The organism is Lonsdalea populi (assembly GCF_015999465.1).
GTDB classification, from domain to species: Bacteria; Pseudomonadota; Gammaproteobacteria; order Enterobacterales; family Enterobacteriaceae; genus Lonsdalea; species Lonsdalea populi.
Genome location: NZ_CP065534.1, coordinates 3,286,328 through 3,303,928, shown reverse-complemented (window position 1 = coordinate 3,303,928; position 17,601 = coordinate 3,286,328). Strand labels below are relative to the sequence as shown.

At 52.0% G+C, this 17,601-nt stretch carries 15 protein-coding genes and 1 tRNA gene; 10 read left to right on the top strand and 6 right to left on the bottom strand.

Annotation, left to right across the window (positions count from 1 at the left end):
* Positions 1 to 309 precede the first annotated feature (309 nt).
* The 4 genes from I6N93_RS14605 (at position 310) to I6N93_RS14590 (ending at position 4,297) form a co-directional block, all read left to right on the top strand.
* A complete protein-coding gene (locus tag I6N93_RS14605; RefSeq protein WP_176222563.1) occupies positions 310 to 1,452 on the top strand; it encodes a pyridoxal-dependent decarboxylase in 1,143 nt (380 codons plus the stop codon).
* Positions 1,453 to 1,558: 106 nt separating this feature from the next.
* Positions 1,559 to 2,098: a hypothetical protein gene (locus I6N93_RS14600; RefSeq protein ID WP_232100070.1), complete on the top strand. Its 540-nt coding sequence runs from the start codon at positions 1,559 to 1,561 to the stop codon at positions 2,096 to 2,098.
* 56 nt (positions 2,099 to 2,154) lie between these two features.
* Positions 2,155 to 3,323 (top strand): IS3 family transposase gene (locus tag I6N93_RS14595; protein WP_197669170.1). Its coding sequence is split into 2 segments (ribosomal slippage): positions 2,155 to 2,404 and positions 2,404 to 3,323, totalling 1,170 coding nucleotides; the frame shifts between segments, so codons are not numbered across the junction.
* A 278-nt stretch (positions 3,324 to 3,601) separates the two neighbouring features.
* On the top strand, positions 3,602 to 4,297 hold the full coding sequence (locus I6N93_RS14590; protein ID WP_232100066.1) for a restriction endonuclease: 696 nt from the start codon (positions 3,602 to 3,604) through the stop codon (positions 4,295 to 4,297).
* 497 nt (positions 4,298 to 4,794) lie between these two features.
* Here the strand turns inward: I6N93_RS14590 and I6N93_RS14585 are convergent.
* From I6N93_RS14585 to aspA, 5 genes are all read right to left on the bottom strand, one after another.
* Positions 4,795 to 4,870 (bottom strand) — tRNA-Phe (locus I6N93_RS14585).
* Between the two features lie 117 nt (positions 4,871 to 4,987).
* Complete coding sequence (locus I6N93_RS14580) at positions 4,988 to 5,563, bottom strand: transcriptional regulator (RefSeq protein ID WP_085689729.1); 576 nt, start codon at positions 5,561 to 5,563, stop codon at positions 4,988 to 4,990.
* Positions 5,564 to 5,588: 25 nt separating this feature from the next.
* Positions 5,589 to 7,292: a protein-disulfide reductase DsbD gene (locus I6N93_RS14575; protein WP_085689731.1), complete on the bottom strand. Its 1,704-nt coding sequence runs from the start codon at positions 7,290 to 7,292 to the stop codon at positions 5,589 to 5,591.
* The gene (gene cutA / locus I6N93_RS14570) at positions 7,268 to 7,600 is read right to left on the bottom strand and encodes a divalent cation tolerance protein CutA (protein WP_085689733.1); all 333 of its coding nucleotides are present in this window, start codon (positions 7,598 to 7,600) and stop codon (positions 7,268 to 7,270) included. The genes I6N93_RS14575 and cutA overlap by 25 nt, the downstream gene beginning before the upstream one ends.
* Before the next feature lie 162 nt (positions 7,601 to 7,762).
* On the bottom strand, positions 7,763 to 9,202 hold the full coding sequence (aspA, locus tag I6N93_RS14565) for an aspartate ammonia-lyase (protein ID WP_085689735.1): 1,440 nt from the start codon (positions 9,200 to 9,202) through the stop codon (positions 7,763 to 7,765).
* Between the two features lie 423 nt (positions 9,203 to 9,625).
* On the opposite strand from aspA, the gene I6N93_RS14560 reads away from it, so the two are divergent.
* The 5 genes from I6N93_RS14560 to ubiA all read left to right on the top strand — a co-directional run bounded on the left by I6N93_RS14560 (position 9,626) and on the right by ubiA (position 14,559).
* Entirely contained in the window at positions 9,626 to 10,096 is a 471-nt protein-coding gene (locus tag I6N93_RS14560; protein ID WP_085689737.1) for an FxsA family protein, read from the top strand.
* A gap of 207 nt (positions 10,097 to 10,303) precedes the next feature.
* Complete coding sequence (locus I6N93_RS14555) at positions 10,304 to 10,597, top strand: co-chaperone GroES (RefSeq protein WP_026739589.1); 294 nt, start codon at positions 10,304 to 10,306, stop codon at positions 10,595 to 10,597.
* A gap of 45 nt (positions 10,598 to 10,642) precedes the next feature.
* A complete protein-coding gene (groL, locus tag I6N93_RS14550; RefSeq protein ID WP_085689739.1) occupies positions 10,643 to 12,286 on the top strand; it encodes a chaperonin GroEL in 1,644 nt (547 codons plus the stop codon).
* 874 nt (positions 12,287 to 13,160) lie between these two features.
* Positions 13,161 to 13,682 (top strand): chorismate lyase, encoded by a 522-nt coding sequence (ubiC, locus tag I6N93_RS14545; protein ID WP_085689740.1) that lies wholly within the window; start codon positions 13,161 to 13,163, stop codon positions 13,680 to 13,682.
* Positions 13,683 to 13,695: 13 nt separating this feature from the next.
* A complete protein-coding gene (gene ubiA / locus I6N93_RS14540) occupies positions 13,696 to 14,559 on the top strand; it encodes a 4-hydroxybenzoate octaprenyltransferase (RefSeq protein ID WP_085689742.1) in 864 nt (287 codons plus the stop codon).
* 58 nt (positions 14,560 to 14,617) lie between these two features.
* Here the strand turns inward: ubiA and plsB are convergent, their stop codons facing one another.
* Positions 14,618 to 17,053, bottom strand: a complete 2,436-nt coding sequence (gene plsB / locus I6N93_RS14535; RefSeq protein WP_085689744.1) for a glycerol-3-phosphate 1-O-acyltransferase PlsB — start codon at positions 17,051 to 17,053, stop codon at positions 14,618 to 14,620.
* Between the two features lie 131 nt (positions 17,054 to 17,184).
* Between plsB and I6N93_RS14530 the strand changes: the two genes are divergently transcribed.
* Entirely contained in the window at positions 17,185 to 17,553 is a 369-nt protein-coding gene (locus I6N93_RS14530; RefSeq protein WP_176222569.1) for a diacylglycerol kinase, read from the top strand.
* The last annotated feature ends 48 nt before the right edge of the window (positions 17,554 to 17,601 follow it).

Sequence of the window (17,601 nt, the reverse complement as noted above, 5' to 3'; positions counted from 1 at the left end):
TGACAGACCTCCTGATGATAAGTGCTTTATTAAAAAAGGAATGTTTAATCATAATAATTTATTATTTCAAATCACTCGCTCGCTACGATTTCATGAATAATTAATATAGTGTGTTTAATCACGTTGGCATATAAACAGATTCAACTCGATATTACCCTGATGTTTTCCAATCTTCTTTATATTTAAAACTCATTTAGGTCAATGCGTTAACGGCGTAATTACATTTCATCTTGTGTTTTTAATATGTTTTTATTTCGAACAACTATACTTTTATCGATATTTAATTCGATGGTAAAGGTCTGTTTGAATATGAATAATGAGCCTATTAAGCATTATACCGGAATTCAGGTTAACCTCAGAACATTGACTATTTCCGATAAGACTATCGAGTCCCTACATCGATTGACCAATAACTTAGGCGACTGTTACGAAGAGGAAGTCTGTCCGCTTCCCAATACGATGAATGAAGAGAGAGCAGCCGTTGAATTAGTATCGGGGTGGCTAAACTTAGATAAAGAGGAAACATGGGGTTATGTCGGTGAAGGCTCAACAATAGGTAATCTTCAGGGGATGTGGATGGGTATAACCTTGATTAAGGACGCCACCCTGATATTCACAGACCAGGCTCATTACAGCATTCCCAAGTTTGGCTCAATACTTAAGTTTAAAAACGTCAAAGTGATAAAGACCTCGCAAGAGGGAAGTATTGATATCAACGACCTCGCCGCACGCATTACCGAGAATGAGAAACTCGTGGTCGTTCTTACCGCCGGTACGACGATAACGTCTGCCTACGATGATATAAACCTTGTTCTCGCTACCTTAAAAGATAAACATTGCCCTTTTTATCTTCACCTGGATGCCGCGCTGGGTGGGTTTATCCTGCCGTTTATCAACGATGAGGATTTTCCTGACCGGTTAGATTACACCTTTGCCAATCCCTCAATTTCATCACTGACCGTGAGTTGCCATAAGGTCATCGGCGTTCCTATGCCATCGAATATCTTTATTTCCCGTTGGAAGGTTTATGAGGCGTTTAAAAAACAGGTCAATAAAATAGAATATTTTGAAAATAAAGATGATGTCACGGTCTATGGCAGCCGGGATGGTTTTCGCGCTGGGGTGGTGTATGAACGGCTGAGCAATATTAAAAAAAGCGAAATTGCTGAATGGGTGAGCCAGGGTATTTCGCTGGCAAGCTATCTGGCCGATAAAATAAATACAACGCTAGGAATCAGGAATACGTTCTCGGTTAAAGGCGGATTGGCGACCGTTTTTTCCAAACCGGAATTTGACCATCAATTCAGTCAGGATGCCTTAAAAAGGATCGTTAAGCGTTATCGACTGGTCAACGATGGACGATTTTATCATATGTACCAAATGGCTCATATGGATAAGCGTATTTGCGATGAGTTTATTGATTTTTGTATGGCTCGCCAAAACAACGTCTAAACCATCTCTCAATTATCTGCTTTAGCTAAAAAATGTTGCAGCTCAAACGTGAGGGCTTTCCTTATACGGCCCTGTGACAAACAATAAAATATATCGGATTATTAATATGCCAAATCTACATATCACAGAACTTGGTTCTAAGCTGACAGAAGACGCTGAACAGAGTTTCAGCAGCAGTGCTCTGGCCGAGCGCAGACAAAACGAGTTCTGTTCACCGCTTTATGATGGTAGCAACGACTTTTTTGATATCCCCAGCGCTACCCCGAATTTCCGTACTGAACTGGCTGGTCAGCTTGCCGAGCTGGTTCCTGAAGCTGTTGCGGATGGCAAACTGGACGTTGAAAAACTTCGCGAGCTGCTGACCGATGATGCGGCTGACAGTCACGAGCGTTTTGGCCTGTTCTGGCCGGGAAAAAAGCGCGCTTTGCGTGCCGCACAAGCCCCGACTACCGCTACCCTGAAACCAGATCTTGTCAATTCGAAAGAGTGGGACACGACGCAGAACGTGTTTATCGAGGGAGACAATCTCGAAGTCCTGAAGGTCCTGCAACGGCACTATCACAACAAGGTCAAGCTGATTTATATCGACCCGCCTTACAACACCGGCAAGGATTTTGTTTATCCCGATAATGAAGTGGAATACTGAATTTGGCCACCTGAACAGAGGTGATATGCTCACCTCAGAACAACACAGGTGCTCCAATGAAAAGAAGAAATTTTAGTCCTGAATTCAAACGCGAATCTGCTCAGCTGGTTGTCGATCAAAACTACACCATCTCTGATGCCGCTAAGGCTATGGATGTAGGTCTTTCCACGATGACGAAATGGGTCAAACAACTGCGTGATGAGCGTCAGGGCAAAACGCCAAAAGCCTCCCCGATAACGCCGGAACAAATCGAAATACGTGAGCTCAGAAAGAAGATGCAACGTATTGAAATGGAAAACGAAATATTAAAAAAGGCTACCGCGCTCTTGATGTCAGACTCCCTGAACAGTTCTCGTTAATCGGGAAACTCAGGGCGCGTTATCCAGTGGCCACACTCTGCCACGTATTCAGGGTTCATCGCAGTAGCTACAAATACTGGAAAAACCGTCCTGAAAAGCCAGACGGCAGACGGGCTGTATTACGCAGTCAGGTACTTGAGTTGCATGGCAGCAGCCACGGTTCGGCCGGAGCAAGAAGCATCGCCACTATGGTAACCCAGAGAGGCTATCAGATGGGGCGCTGGCTTGCCGGCAGGCTCATGAAAGAGCTGGGGCTGGTCAGTTGCCAGCAGCCGACTCACCGGTATAAGCGTGGCGGTTATGAGCACGTTGCCATCCCGAATCATCTTGAGCGACAGTTCGCCGTAACGGAGCCAAACCAGGTGTGGTGCGGTGATGTGACCTATATCTGGACGGGTAAGCGCTGGGCGTACCTCGCCGTTGTTCTCGATCTGTTCGCAAGAAAACCAGTGGGCTGGGCAATGTCGTTCTCGCCGGACAGCAGACTCACCATGAAAGCGCTGGAAATGGCATGGGAAACGCGTGGTAAGCCCGTCGGAGTGATGTTCCACAGCGATCAAGGCAGTCATTATACGAGCAGGCAGTTCCGGCAGTTACTGTGGCAATACCGGATCAAGCAGAGTATGAGTCGGCGTGGAAACTGTTGGGATAACAGCCCAATGGAGCGCTTCTTCAAGAGTCTGAAGAACGAATGGGTGCCGATGACGGGCTATGTAAGCTTCAGCGATGCAGCTCACGCAATAACGGACTATATCGTTGGATATTACAGCGTACTAAGACCGCACGTATATAATGGTGGATTACCACCAAACGAATCGGAAAACCGATACTGGAAAAACTCTAACGCCGTGGCCAGTTTTTGTTGACCACTACAAACGTTACGAAGCAGACATTATCCGGTGCATTCTCAATGCGGGCATTGAGAAATATGTGAAACCGGTAAGCATGCGGGCCAAGCGTAAATTCAACAAAGAACTTTATACCTCACCGGAATTTGAGAAGCTCTGGAGTGCTATTAGCCAGAAAACCACTTATCGAGTGACAGTTAAACGCCCTATGCTGATTGAGGCCTGCATAAAGGCGATCAAGGCTGAGCCCAGAATTCAGCCGTTACGTATTGATGTCACCCGCGCGGGGGGTCAGAGTGTTGCGTGGCGGCACACAAGGGCAAGAACTGGGCGCGCGGACAGTCGACCTCAAAGGCAGCTATGACCTGCCGGATCTTATTGGTGAACTGCAGCGGAGCACATCTCTTACGCGCAAGACCTTGGTGGACATTCTCATCGGCAGCGGCAGGCTGAACGAGTTCATTGCGAATCCGAACGACTTTGTGACGTTGGTTCGGCGTTGTATAGAAGGCGAACTACAACAGGTCATTGTTGATGGCGTTCAGTATGAAAAGATCGGTGGCTCCGTCTATGAAATTCGTGAGCTGCAAGCTGACGGCCTTGCCGAAAAGGATTTCTTCAAAGAGCATCTGTACCGCGTCGAACATACCGAAAAAACGGATTTCGATTGTGTCGTTTTCGATGGTGGGTCAGACAGCCCAGAGCGAAAATTCGCAGAGTTTCTCGATCACCGCGAGGATATCAGGCTGTTCATGAAGCTGCCGCCCAAATTCCGGATCGACACGCCGGTCGGCCCTTATAACCCTGATTGGACCATCATCAAATCTGAAAATGGCGAAGACCGCATCTATATGGTCCGTGAGACCAAAAGCACTATGGATGAGAAAAAAAGGAGACCCTGCGAAAATGTCAAAATCAAGTCCGCCGAAGCGCACTTCAGGGAAATCGGCGTCGAATATGCGGTTTCAGTGCCTGAACAATGGAATATTTGATGTCGCAATAGTTAAACAGGCTTATAAGGAATAGCTGGTTAATCAATGAGGTAAACCTGATTTCTTATCTGAAAGTAGGACTACCCGATTCTTACATAGGTACAGAAGTCCCGACTTGATCAAACTCGTGGAATTTATGAGTGTTTACTTTTCAGCAGGTCAGGCAGGCGATTTAGTGGCAGAGCGGGGTGGTGTGTCACTGTCGGGGACACACGACGCCATCCAGATCGTAAACCGGGCTGTATACGATTACAGCCTTGCTGTAAGGCGTGACGCATGATTTTTCAGGTGCTGGCGTACCCGTCCGACCACGGATTAAGGCTGCTGGTGTGCAATGCTGTCAATGACATACTGAAAGGTGCGGGATTCCTCAACGGAGGGGGGCGATTTACGAAGCTGATAAGGGCGGATTGCGGCGAATAATCGAACGGAGCTCGATGGAGAGTCCGTACTCCAGATAGCAAAAAACCAGCCATCAGGCTGGTTTCTTTAATAAGTGGTGCCCGGACTCGGAATCGAACCAAGGACACGGGGATTTTCAATCCCCTGCTCTACCGACTGAGCTATCCGGGCAACGGGGCGCATTAAACCGTATTGGTTTCGCGCCGTCAACGGCTTTATGGGAAAATAGCGTTGACCGCTGACTTTTCAGTCAAAGCCCTACTATTCGATTGATTTCAACGCCGAGCCTTAGCCCAGCGCCCCGTTTTGGCGGCAACGCGAGATGCGCAGCACGTCTTCCGCCAGTCGTTTGGCGACGGCGATATCGGCGATTTGGCGCTTCACCAACAGTCTGCTCAGGCAGCCTTCCAAAATCAGCTCCATCTGTTGCGCCACCATTGCGGGATCATCGGTTTCCAGTTCGCTCAGTAGCGCCTTGGTATAGTGGTACGACGCCTGCTTTTGCTGTTCGGCCAACTGATGAATAGGGTGGTGAACGTCGGGATAAAAACTGCAGGCGGCGATGAACAAACAGCCCGGATAGCGCCCTTGCTTAACCGCTTCGTCCAGCACGTGATAACGCGCTAACAGCTTTTGCTCTACATCGCGCGAGTCGTCCAGCATCAGTCGTCGGCGCCAACCATCAATTTGCTGACTATGATAGCGCAGGCTGTCGTACAGCACCGCCTCGTCGTCCGGCCAGAACGGCGCGAGTTCGTCCAGAGAGATGTGCAGACTCTCGGCCAATTTTTCCCGTGTCATAGCAGTGAAACCATGCTGTTCCAGCAAGGTCAGCGCATGCTCCAGCACTTTTTCCCGTTGCATGTGTTCTCTTCTCCGTGCGTGGCCGTTAATCAACAAGTGTCGTTGACGTGAATAGTTTCTGCAAATGCGATCGGAACTGCGCCGCATCCATGAAACCTGTGACGCGTGACCCCGGGATCTCTTTGCCCGAGGCGTCGAAAAACAGAATGCTCGGCAAGCCTAGTACCTGCAACCGCGTCAGTAAGGCGTTCTGTTCAGGCGTATTAGCTGTCACGTTGGCTTGCAGTAGCCGCAGGCGAGCCATCTGATGCTGCACTTCGCCGTCACTGAACGTGATCTTCTCGAACGATTTACAGGCGGCGCACCAGTCGGCGTAGAAATCCAGCATGGTGATGCCGCGGCTATTGCGAAGTGCGATGTTCAGATCGTCCAGATTGTTGATGGGAGAAAAAGCGATGCCGCCAGACGATTCGGTTTTCGGCGTTGCCGATGTGAACAGCCAGTCTTGTATTGGCCTTACGGAGATAAGTGCGCCGAGCAGCAGCAAGATTTGCAGACCCCGAATCCATCCTGTTCGCCCACGCAGACTGAGGGCGAACGCCCAACCGAAGAACGCGACGCCGAGCAGTCCCCATAGCCGCCAGGTCCAGAGGTCGCCGAGTAGTCGCGCCAGTAGGAATACCGGCAGCGCCAGCATTGCGAAGCCGCAGGCCTCTTTAATATGGTTCATCCAGGGACCGCTTTTCGGGAGGATGCGGTTGCCGAACAGGGCGACGCCAATTAGCGGCAGCCCCATCCCCTGCGCATAGAGATACAGCGTACCGCCGCCCGCCAGCATATGGCCGCTTTGGGCGATATACAGCAGCAGCGCGCTTAGCGGGGCTGTGGTGCAGGGGGAGCAAATCAGACCGGCGAGCGCGCCCATCAAAAAGACGCCGGACAAAGAACCGCTTTCCTGTCGGTTGCTCCAGTTAACGAGGCGCGTTTGCAGGGCTGAAGGTAACTGCAGGCTAAAGAGTCCGAACATGGAAAGCGCCAGCAGGGTGAACAGCGACGCCAATCCGATTAAGACGTAAGGATGCTGTAGCGCCGCCTGAAAGCGCAGACCGGCCGCCGCCACGACCAATCCCAGCAGCGTATAGGTTAGCGCCATGCCCTGCACATAGGCGAAGGTCAGCAGTAGGGTGCGTCGAGTGGAAAGACGTTCCCGCCGCCCCAGAATCAAGCTGGAGATCAGTGGGTACATCGGCAGTACGCAGGGCGTAAAGGCGACTCCGATACCGATCAATACGGCCCACCACGGGGAAAACGGCAATGGTGGCGGGGTGACCGTTATCTCGCCGCCTGAATCCCATTGGCTGAGCGGGATGCTTTGGCGCTCCTGCGGATAGCAGAACCCGGCGTCGGCGCAGCCCTGATAGCCCACCGTTAACGTGCTGCCTTGTGGAAGCCCATCCAGCGGAACATTCAGTTGCAGGCGGTTCCGGAAAATGTCGACCACGCCGAAAAAGGCGTCCTGATGCCGTTCGGCCGTCGGAAAATCAATGTTTGTGAGCAAGGTGTTGCCGGAATAAATCGCTATTTTCTGGCGATATAGGTAATAGCCTGGGTGAATGATCCACTGAAGCCTGAGCTGCTTCCCTTGCTGCTGGAAGTCGAAGACAAACGCCTGCGCGGCGGGCAGAAAACGAGACGTTTGCACCCGGCCGAAAGGGTTTTCGGCCGGCGCGACAGCGGTAAAAAGCAATGTGCCGAATAGGATAATCAGCGTAAGGACGCGTTGAGCCATGAGAGATAATCGTTATCGCCGTCGTGAACCAGGAATGCCAATAATTCCGGCGTTTGGTAGGGATGCTGCTGTTTCAGCAACGTGAACAGGTCTTGCAGATGCGCCTGGTCGCTTTTCAGAATCAGCTGGATTTCCTGCTGTTGCTCCAGTTTCCCTTCCCAGCGATAAAGCGACGTGGCGCCCGGCAACATCGTGACGCAGGCCGCCAGTTCGGCTTCCAGCGCGGCGGCGGCTAACGATCGGGCGCTGGCGTCGTCGGGGGCCGTACACAGTACCACCACGGCGTCGCAGGCGATGAGTTCAGACATAATGACCTCAGCAGCGGAAACGTAAAATTATCGCCACACTATACCTTTAGGCCGGCGTGAGCGTAAGCGCGGATCGCGCTGAACGTAGACACTTCGGGAAATGTGAGGAACTAAAGAATCTCCCTTCGGCGTCTGGCCCGGCGCTGAAGGGAGCAGAGAAGGTTACTGCGGTTCGTTCTCGTCGGTATAACGTTTCGCCTTGTAGGCCGGATGCATCAGGTTCTGTACGGAGAAAATATCGTCCAGTTCCGCTTCGGTCAGCAGGCCGCGTTCCAACACGACTTCACGTACACTTTTTCCGGTTTCAGCGCAGATCTTACCGACGATGTCACCGTTATGATGACCGATAAACGGGTTCAGGTAGGTGACGATGCCGATAGAGTTGAACACGTAGGATTCACAGACCGACTGGTTAGCGGTGATGCCGTTCACGCATTTTTCCAACAGGTTGTAGCACGCGTTGGTCAAAATGTGGGTAGACTCAAACATGGCCTGCCCGATCACGGGCTCCATAACGTTTAACTGCAACTGGCCTGCTTCGGCCGCCATCGTGACGCAGGTGTCATTGCCGATAACCTTGAAGCACACCTGATTGACCACTTCGGGAACGACCGGATTGACCTTCGCCGGCATGATGGATGACCCCGCCTGCAACTGCGGCAGGTTGATCTCATTGAGGCCAGCGCGCGGGCCAGAGGAGAGTAAGCGCAGGTCGTTACAGATTTTCGACAGTTTGACCGCCAGACGCTTGAGCGCGCTGTGCACCATGACATAAGCGCCGCAGTCGGACGTCGCTTCAATCAGATCTTCTGCGGAAACGCAGGGCAGGTGGCTCACCTCGGACAACTTCTGCACGGCTAATTGCTGGTAGCCGTCCGGCGTATTCAGCCGTGTGCCGATCGCCGTTGCGCCCAGGTTTACCTCTAGCAGCAATTCAGCGGTGCGCAGCAGGTTTTTGTTCTCTTCCTGCAGCAGAATGTTGAAGGCGTTGAACTCCTGGCCCAGGCTCATCGGCACGGCGTCTTGCAGTTGAGTCCGTCCCATTTTCAGGATGTTGGCAAACTCTTTGGCCTTGCGCTCGAACCCTTCACCCAAATGTGTATTGGCATCAACCAGCTTCAGGATCGCGTTGTATACGGCGATACGAAAACCGGTGGGATAGGCGTCGTTGGTCGACTGGCATTTGTTTACATGATCGTTGGGGTTGAGGTATTGGTACTCGCCCTTTTGGTGCCCCATCAGTTCGAGACCGATATTGGCCAGCACTTCGTTGGTGTTCATGTTCAATGAGGTGCCTGCGCCGCCCTGGAAGACATCCACCGGAAATTGGTCCAGGCATTTGCCGTTGTCGAGCACTTCGTCGCAGGCGCGAATGATCACGTCGGCTATTTTACGTGGGATGGTCTGGAGTTCTCGGTTGGCCATGGCTGCGGCCTTTTTCACCATCACCATGCCGCGGACGAAATCAGGGACGTCGCTGATTTTTTGATTGCTGATGTAAAAATTTTCAATAGCGCGAAGGGTATGGATGCCGTAATAGGCATCGGCGGGTACTTCTCGGCTGCCTAATAGATCTTCTTCAATACGGATATTGTCTGACATAAAGAGCCTTCTCTTACTCTTCTATAAGTTAGCGTTTATACAGCCTATCGTAATGCCTTTTCTCAATAGGGGTGGTGTATCTGACCGTTATTAATTGATATACCATTATTATATTCTTAACCTGTGCGTAAAATAGTCGCCTCGATCACATCTGGGCATTCCATTGTCTGTCTCCTGAGTGAATCGTCACGAATAGTCACGAGGAGTGACTATAGCCGAAAAAAGATCGCAGCAAAAAAACCACGCGTACAGGTTGAAAAGCAACGCATGAGCTACCATTTCAACAATACAGTACCGGGGTGGCGGGCGCGTTGGATGCGTTTACCGAGAGCCGTTTATGACTGCGTCGATAGCATATTACGAGCGCAAGTTTTAGGAATATACTTTTTATCAATACGTTAATATCAATTACAGGAGCACCGGGTGCGCTGGATACCTTTAATACTGATTTTCCTGTTGGCCTACGTTGAAATCTTCATTTTCATCCAGGTCGCCCACGTGCTGGGTATCGCTGTTACGCTGCTGCTAGTGGTATTTACTTCCTGCCTCGGCGTTTCGCTGGTCCGTAATCAGGGAATCAGGACCTTTATTCAGATGCAGCGGAAAATCGAAGCCGGAGAGAGTCCTGCCGCGGAAATGGTGAAAAGCGTTTCGCTGGTGATATCGGGATTTCTGCTGCTGGTGCCGGGGTTCTTCACCGACTTCCTCGGTCTACTGTTACTGCTGCCGGCGTTGCAAAAGCATCTGACGCTGAAACTGATGCCGCATTTGCATCTTTGGCGCTCGCGCTCGGGTCCAGTTGGAACGCAGGGCGATGTCTTCGAGGGCGAGTATCAACGTAAGGATCAACGCCCTGAACGACTTGAGAAACATAATGAAAATGACGACCGCTGAATTCAGGCGGTCTTTTTTTTATTAGCTATCTGATCTGCCGTGTTTTTGGTGTGCTGTGAAAAAGCGCTACTAAAGCGAAAAAAAATTTACCTTCCTCCCTTGAAGCCCGTCGAAACGTCCCCACTTACTTTTCCACAAGGCCGGATATAAAAGCATATTCGGCATGTTACCTAAACTGACATGGACTTTCTCAAAGGAGAGCTATCAATGAAAATTCGTCCATTGCATGACCGCGTTATCGTCAAGCGCAAAGAAGTCGAATCAAAATCTGCTGGCGGCATCGTTCTGACCGGTTCCGCAGCGGGTAAATCTACCCGTGGCGAGGTCCTGGCTGTGGGTCATGGGCGTATCCTGGAAAACGGTGAAGTAAAACCGCTGGATGTGAAAGTTGGCGACATCGTTATTTTCAATGATGGTTATGGCGTGAAGACAGAAAAAATCGACAACGATGAAGTCCTGATCATGTCCGAAGGCGACATTCTGGCAATTGTTGAAGCCTAATCGCGCGTAATCCTCTGAACTGAACGAATTTAAGGGAAACAACCAATGGCAGCTAAAGACGTAATTTTTGGTAACGACGCTCGAGTCAAAATGCTTCGCGGCGTGAATGTACTGGCTGATGCAGTGAAAGTCACCCTGGGGCCGAAAGGCCGTAACGTAGTGCTGGATAAGTCCTTCGGTGCTCCGACCATCACGAAAGACGGCGTATCTGTGGCCCGCGAGATCGAACTGGAAGACAAGTTCGAAAACATGGGTGCTCAGATGGTCAAAGAAGTGGCTTCCAAAGCGAATGACGCTGCCGGTGACGGTACGACTACCGCTACCGTACTGGCGCAGTCCATCGTCAACGAAGGCCTGAAAGCCGTTGCCGCGGGTATGAACCCGATGGACCTGAAACGCGGAATCGACAAAGCCGTTATCGCCGCAGTCGAAGAATTGAAAAAACTGTCTGTACCTTGCTCTGACTCCAAAGCCATTGCTCAGGTAGGTACCATCTCCGCCAACTCAGACGAAACCGTGGGCAAGTTGATTGCTGAAGCCATGGAAAAAGTCGGTAAAGAAGGCGTGATCACCGTTGAAGAAGGCACCGGCCTGCAGGACGAACTGGACGTTGTTGAAGGGATGCAGTTCGACCGCGGTTACCTGTCTCCTTACTTCATTAACAAGCCGGAAACCGGTTCTGTTGAGCTGGAAAGCCCGTACATTCTGCTGGCTGACAAAAAAATCTCCAACATCCGCGAACTGCTGCCGGTGCTGGAAGCGGTTGCTAAAGCAGGCAAACCGCTGCTGATCATCGCTGAAGATGTTGAAGGCGAAGCCTTGGCGACGCTGGTTGTAAACACCATGCGCGGCATCGTGAAAGTCGCTGCTGTGAAAGCACCGGGCTTCGGCGACCGTCGTAAAGCTATGCTGCAGGACATCGCAACGCTGACCGCTGGTACCGTTATCTCTGAAGAAATCGGTCTGGAGCTGGAAAAAGCGACGCTGGAAGACTTGGGTCAGGCTAAGCGCGTCGTCATCAACAAAGACACCACTACGGTGATTGACGGTGTGGGTGAAGAAGCGACCATTCAGGGCCGTGTTGCTCAGATCCGTCAGCAGATCGAAGAAGCGACCTCTGACTACGATCGTGAAAAACTGCAGGAACGCGTAGCTAAGCTGGCTGGCGGCGTTGCGGTAATCAAAGTCGGTGCGGCGACCGAAGTTGAAATGAAAGAGAAAAAAGCGCGCGTTGAAGATGCCCTGCACGCGACCCGTGCTGCGGTTGAAGAAGGCGTGGTTGCCGGTGGTGGTGTTGCGCTGGTTCGCGTAGCGAATGCAATCCGTTCACTGACTGGCGAAAACGAAGATCAGAACGTGGGTATCCGTGTTGCGCTGCGCGCGATGGAATCTCCTCTGCGTCAGATCGTCGCCAACGCCGGTGAAGAGCCGTCTGTCGTTGCTAACAACGTAAAAGCGGGCGAAGGTAACTACGGTTACAACGCCGCTAGCGAACAGTACGGCAACATGATCGACATGGGTATCCTGGATCCGACCAAAGTGACTCGTTCTGCTCTGCAGTATGCGTCTTCCGTCGCCGGCCTGATGATCACCACCGAATGTATGGTGACCGATCTGCCGAAAGACGACAAAGCGGACTTAGGCGCTGCCGGTATGGGCGGCATGGGTGGAATGGGCGGCATGATGTAAGATGCGTTAAGCATCGTATCATCAGCTCCGGGACAGACACCGATTGCGTTCCTAACGCCGCGAGTCTTCCCAAGCGCTGATAGCCAATAAAAACGACCGGGTCAACATTGCCCGGTCGTTTTTTTTATCTCTTGCTGCGGTTCATTCTGTTTGTGCTGTGGTTCACCTCAAGCCGAAGCTATGCGCTGCGTCGGCCTACGACTGATAGTGACTAGAATTTCATTTTCGAGCGAAGAAAAACGCGATGAAATACCCCCTATGAAAAGAGGGCAATTAAATTGGATGCTATGCTGGCGCGATCAAAAAAGTCTGGCTAATCAATGGCAGGTTAATTGTATTTTGAAGGACATCATCGGCACGAAATAAACCAGAGGTGAGGGTTTATGAATGATGCAGCGTGATCTCTCGTGCGGCAGGTTATGCTTTGGCAATTGTCCACGAACTGTAATCTATTTTCTTAGGAGATAGATTTACCCACCCTAATTGTGTGGATTTTATCTATATAATCAGATAATTAGCATTTTTCATCGCAAGCTGTTTTAATTCCCGAAAGTGAAAATGAGCCGCCCTATTAATAGCTGAAATTTTATTGTATTAATGGCGCATTCGGCACCCAGCGGTGGGTGAATACATCATGGCGTCATTGCATTGAAATATCATGAAATTAGGATACTCAACCGGTTTAAGTCCTTATCCGGATTCTACGCGGTTCATTAACGTCCTATTTACTTCGAGATAGTTTATTAGCGTAACGAGTGTATGAAAATCATGCAGTTCATTCATCCCAGGGACAGAACGAGTTATCAGTGCGCTATTCTACGCTACAATGGACATCGTTTACTTTATTTACTAAACCCGAGGCGAGGAGGGGACAATGACAGATGAGACTGTAGACCTCTTGCGCCCGGTGACATGGTGCGAGTTCGCCGATATCCCCGCGGCAGTCGCCGAGTGGCTCGCCCATCGGGACTCAATGACCACCCGACTTGAAATGCATTGCCAGCGTCTTGATGTGGAGGTCGCCCGTGAAGGTTTTGTTTCGCCATCGATCTTAGGGGAGGAGCTGCCGCTGTTGCCGATCAGCGAACGCTTTTGGCTGCGGCAGGTCACGCTGTATGGCGATGGCAGACCCTGGTTGTTTGGTCGAACGGTGATCCCTGAACACACGCTGGAGATGTCGAACCGAGCGTTGGCACAGATCGGAAGTGTTCCTCTTGGACGATATCTCTTCCAACAGGGTGCGCCGGAGCGTGACTTTATCAATCCGGGACGTCGCGGCGATCTGTGGGCTCGTCGTTCACGTCTGCGGTTGGCGGGCCATCCTTTACTGCTGACAGAGATTTTCTTGCCTGATGCCCCTATTTATTCTCCGCTCAGTTCTGATACTGAACGGTAGAGGAGACGATGCGTTGGAACGAATTTTAACGACGGGACGGTGGATGGTGTATTGTCGCCTGATGCGCGTCGATAAGCCGATAGGCTCTCTGTTGCTGCTGTGGCCGACGCTATGGGCGTTATGGCTGGCGGGGCGCGGGGCGCCGGCGAGCTGGACACTCTGGGTGTTCGTGCTGGGCGTATTCCTGATGAGAGCCGCGGGCTGCGTGATTAATGACTATGCCGATCGCCATTTTGACGGTCATGTGAAGCGCACGGCATCGCGGCCCTTACCTAGCGGCCTGGTGAGTGAACAGTCGGCTAAAGCGCTGTTTGTGATCCTGGCGCTGGTGGCGTTTGCGTTGGTGCTGACGTTGAACACCATGACTATCTGGATGTCGGTCGCCGGGCTGGCTCTGGCCTGGGTTTATCCCTTTATGAAGCGGTTTAGTCATCTGCCTCAGGTCGTGTTAGGCGCGGCTTTTGGCTGGTCGATCCCCATGGCCTATGCCGCCGTCAGCGAGTCGCTGCCGGGCAGTTGCTGGCTGATGTTTTTCGCTTATCTCTGCTGGACCGTGGCTTACGACACCGAGTACGCGATGGTCGATCGCGATGACGATCTCAATATCGGCGTAAAGTCGACGGCTATCCTGTTTGGTCGTTACGATACCGTTATCGTCGGCGTGCTGCAGCTGTTGATGCTGGGGACGATGGTGATTTTAGGACGTATATCCGACCTAGGCGCCATGTTCTATTGGTCGCTGCTGGTAGCGGCGGGGCTGTTTGTTTATCAGCAGACGCTGATTGCGGGACGGGATCGGGATAATTGCTTCAAGGCTTTTCGCAATAACAACTACGTAGGGATGGCGTTGTTCATCGGGTTAGTGCTGAGTCTCTAGAAAAAAAGGCCTGTGGCAGGCTTGCCGCAGGCACATGTCGTGTTACTCCACTTCTTTATTATTCTGCTGCATCATTGGCAACGGCGGGGCTTTCAATCGTCAATCTGACTTCCGGCGTAATCACGTCGCTCAAAATCGCATAAATCGACTGTACCTTCTCCAGCACCGCATCGCCGCTATCGCTGATGTAGCCTTCGCTACGCAGCGTATTGACCAGCGTAGAGAAGACGGCCTTATCAAAGAACTCCGGCGCGTTGATGCCATGCAGGAGGGACAGGCGCTGCGCCATCGCGCGGCTCTCTTTCTCCAGCGTGCCGCGATTGATCGTCGGGTTGCCCTTAAGCAGCAGGAAAGTGATGGCGTACCGCTGCAGCGTTTCGATAACGCCGGCGGCCAGCAGTTGCAACGGGCGGCTACGTTCGCTATTCGGCGTCAGGTTTTCGCCCTCTATCACGATCAACCGCTGATTCGCCAGCTCGGAGGTCAACGCCAGCAGCACACCGGCCAGTTGCGCCGTTTCGTAATGTAGGAACAATTCCGCTTTCAGCAACGGATAGATCAACGTCACCTGGTGCAATAGCTCGGCCTGCTTAATGTGCCGATGGTGCACGATGATGCTGGCGACCAGAGACGGCAGGATCAACAGATGTTGGATATTGTTGCGGTAATAGGTCATCAGCACGGCCTGATCGCTCGGGAGGCTGATGATGGTGCCCTGTTTATCGTTTTCAACCGTGAACTTGTCCATCTTCAATGCATGATCGACCAGTTCGGCAGGCGTTTTGTCCGGCGTCGTCGTGTTTTCGGTATAGGGCACGTTGCGCATCAGCTGCAGATAGCATTCGAGCTGTTCTTCCAACTGTGTCCGAGTCATCGCACGTTGCGGCGACACCAGAAGTGCGGTTGAGCACAGGTTCATGGCATTGGCCGCCGCAGCGTTGTTGATGCGAACCATGATGTCGGAGGCGATGTCCTGCACGGTCGGCGTCAGCCAGGCGGGGCGCAGCGCTTCAATTGGATCGATGTCGTCGCGCCACCGCGGGACCTTGTTGTTGAGATAGGTCATCAACGGCAGCGGTTCGCCAAAATTGACGTAACCCTGGCCTAAATTACGTAGCTTGCGGAGCCCGCGAATCATCTGGAGAAAACCTTCTTTTTCCTTGGTGGCGCCGCGCAGTTCTTTGGAGTAAGTGCCGACTTCCATAACATGCTCATACCCGATGTAAATCGGCACCAGCGTGATAGGCCGCGTGCCGCCGCGCAGCATGGCCTGAAGCGTCATCGCCAGCGTACCGGTTTTCGGATCGAGCAGGCGGCCGGTGCGCGAGCGCCCGCCTTCCACGAAGTACTCCACCGAATAGCCGCGAGTAAACAGTTCGCCGAGATACTCGCGGAACAGGGTGGAATAGAGCTTGCTGCCTTTGAAGGTTCGGCGGATGAAAAACGCGCCCAGGCGGCGGAAGATAGGACCCGCCGGCCAGAAGTTGAGGTTGATGCCCGCAGCAATGTGCGGCGGCACCAGCCCCTGGTGGTACAGCACGTAAGAAAGCAGCAGATAGTCCATGTGGCTGCGGTGGCAGGGAACATAAACGATTTCATGTCCGTCCTGAGCCAACTGCCGTATTCGCTCGGCGTTGTGGACATTAATCCCCTGGTATAGCCGGTTCCAGGTCCAGCCTAGCACGCGGTCAGTGAGACGCACCGCTTCATAAGAGAAGTTAGCAGCGATCTCTTCCAGCATCGTAATGGCGTTCTGCTGGGCTTTTTCTCGAGAGATTTTCTTCGATCGTGCTTCATCATCCACCGCTTTGGCGATGGCTTTCGATGACAGCAGTTTTTTGAACAGCTCCTGCCTGACCGGTAGACGCGGACCGACGGTGGCCAGACGCAGACGAGCGAAGTGCATCCGCGCCACACGCGCCAGCTTATGGGCGATGGTGGTGTCCGTGCCGTGCTCCGTCGCCATGTAGCGCAGCGAGACCGGCGTTGAGAAGCGCACGAAACTGTCGCGTCCCAGCCACAGAACTGCGAAAAACTTTTCGATGCCGTTCAGCAGACGTAGCTGAGGCGCTTCCTGCTGATGGCCTTCTCGACCCGGCGAACGGCCAAACATGACTGAAACCGGCACCATCTGGACATCCAGCGACGGATTGTCTCGATGCAGATCCAGATAGTCGTGGAAAAGCTTGATGGATTTCTCTTTGGGCACGTAGTAGCGAAATACGCGCGGGCCACTATTGACGAACACATAGCTTGGCAGTGCTTGACCGTCGACAATCAAGGGTTCAAGCGGATCCTGCAGCCCCAGCGCAAGGCACTTTTCACGCAGCGTCAGTAAGTCCGCTTTGGAGTTGTAGGGCAGAACGTAGAAAATAGGACGTGTAGGATCGATGTCCAGCTCAGCGATCGGATCCAGAGGAATGATTTTGCTCTTTACCAAAAGTTTCAGAGGGAAATTCAATAACTTATAGTAGATTTTACGCCAACCTGACATAACAACTGAGAACCTCTTATTAGCAATGCGCCGCAAGGATAACAGAAACCTTATCGGATATCTGTGGTCATGAGACAATGGGGTGACGCGAAAATTGCGTTTGAAACTAAATAAAAAAGGAGTAAGCAAGGATCATGAATAAGGCGACCGGGATTACCCGCCTTGTCAAGGCAACAGGCTATTCGTTGCAAGGACTTAAACAGGCATGGAGGCATGAAGCGGCCTTTCGTCAGGAAACCATTCTTACTCTGGCAGGCATTATTATTGCCTGCTGGCTGCCAGTTTCAATATTAGAACGGTTATTGTTGATTGGCGCGGTCGTGCTGATTGTGATCGTCGAGTTGCTGAATAGCGCTATCGAAGCCGTGGTTGACAGAATTGGTAAGGAATATCATGAGCTTGCAGGGAGAGCGAAAGATTTGGGGTCGGCGGCGGTGCTGGTTGCTTGCCTATTGGCGGCCGTAGTCTGGGGTGCCTTGCTGTGGGGGCATTTCGCGTGATAGCTCTCGTGAATGACGCCAAAAAACAAGGTACAACGCGATTTCTCA

Bases quoted from the DNA above. Each gene is read 5' to 3' on its own strand.
- I6N93_RS14605 (WP_176222563.1), top strand. From the start codon at position 310: ATGAATAATGAGCCTATTAAGCATTATACCGGAATTCAGGTTAACCTC.
- I6N93_RS14600 (WP_232100070.1), top strand. From the start codon at position 1,559: ATGCCAAATCTACATATCACAGAACTTGGTTCTAAGCTGACAGAAGAC.
- I6N93_RS14580 (WP_085689729.1), bottom strand. From the start codon at position 5,563: ATGCAACGGGAAAAAGTGCTGGAGCATGCGCTGACCTTGCTGGAACAG.
- I6N93_RS14575 (WP_085689731.1), bottom strand. From the start codon at position 7,292: ATGGCTCAACGCGTCCTTACGCTGATTATCCTATTCGGCACATTGCTT.
- cutA (WP_085689733.1), bottom strand. From the start codon at position 7,600: ATGTCTGAACTCATCGCCTGCGACGCCGTGGTGGTACTGTGTACGGCC.
- aspA (WP_085689735.1), bottom strand. From the start codon at position 9,202: ATGTCAGACAATATCCGTATTGAAGAAGATCTATTAGGCAGCCGAGAA.
- I6N93_RS14555 (WP_026739589.1), top strand. From the start codon at position 10,304: ATGAAAATTCGTCCATTGCATGACCGCGTTATCGTCAAGCGCAAAGAA.
- groL (WP_085689739.1), top strand. From the start codon at position 10,643: ATGGCAGCTAAAGACGTAATTTTTGGTAACGACGCTCGAGTCAAAATG.
- ubiC (WP_085689740.1), top strand. From the start codon at position 13,161: ATGACAGATGAGACTGTAGACCTCTTGCGCCCGGTGACATGGTGCGAG.
- plsB (WP_085689744.1), bottom strand. From the start codon at position 17,053: ATGTCAGGTTGGCGTAAAATCTACTATAAGTTATTGAATTTCCCTCTG.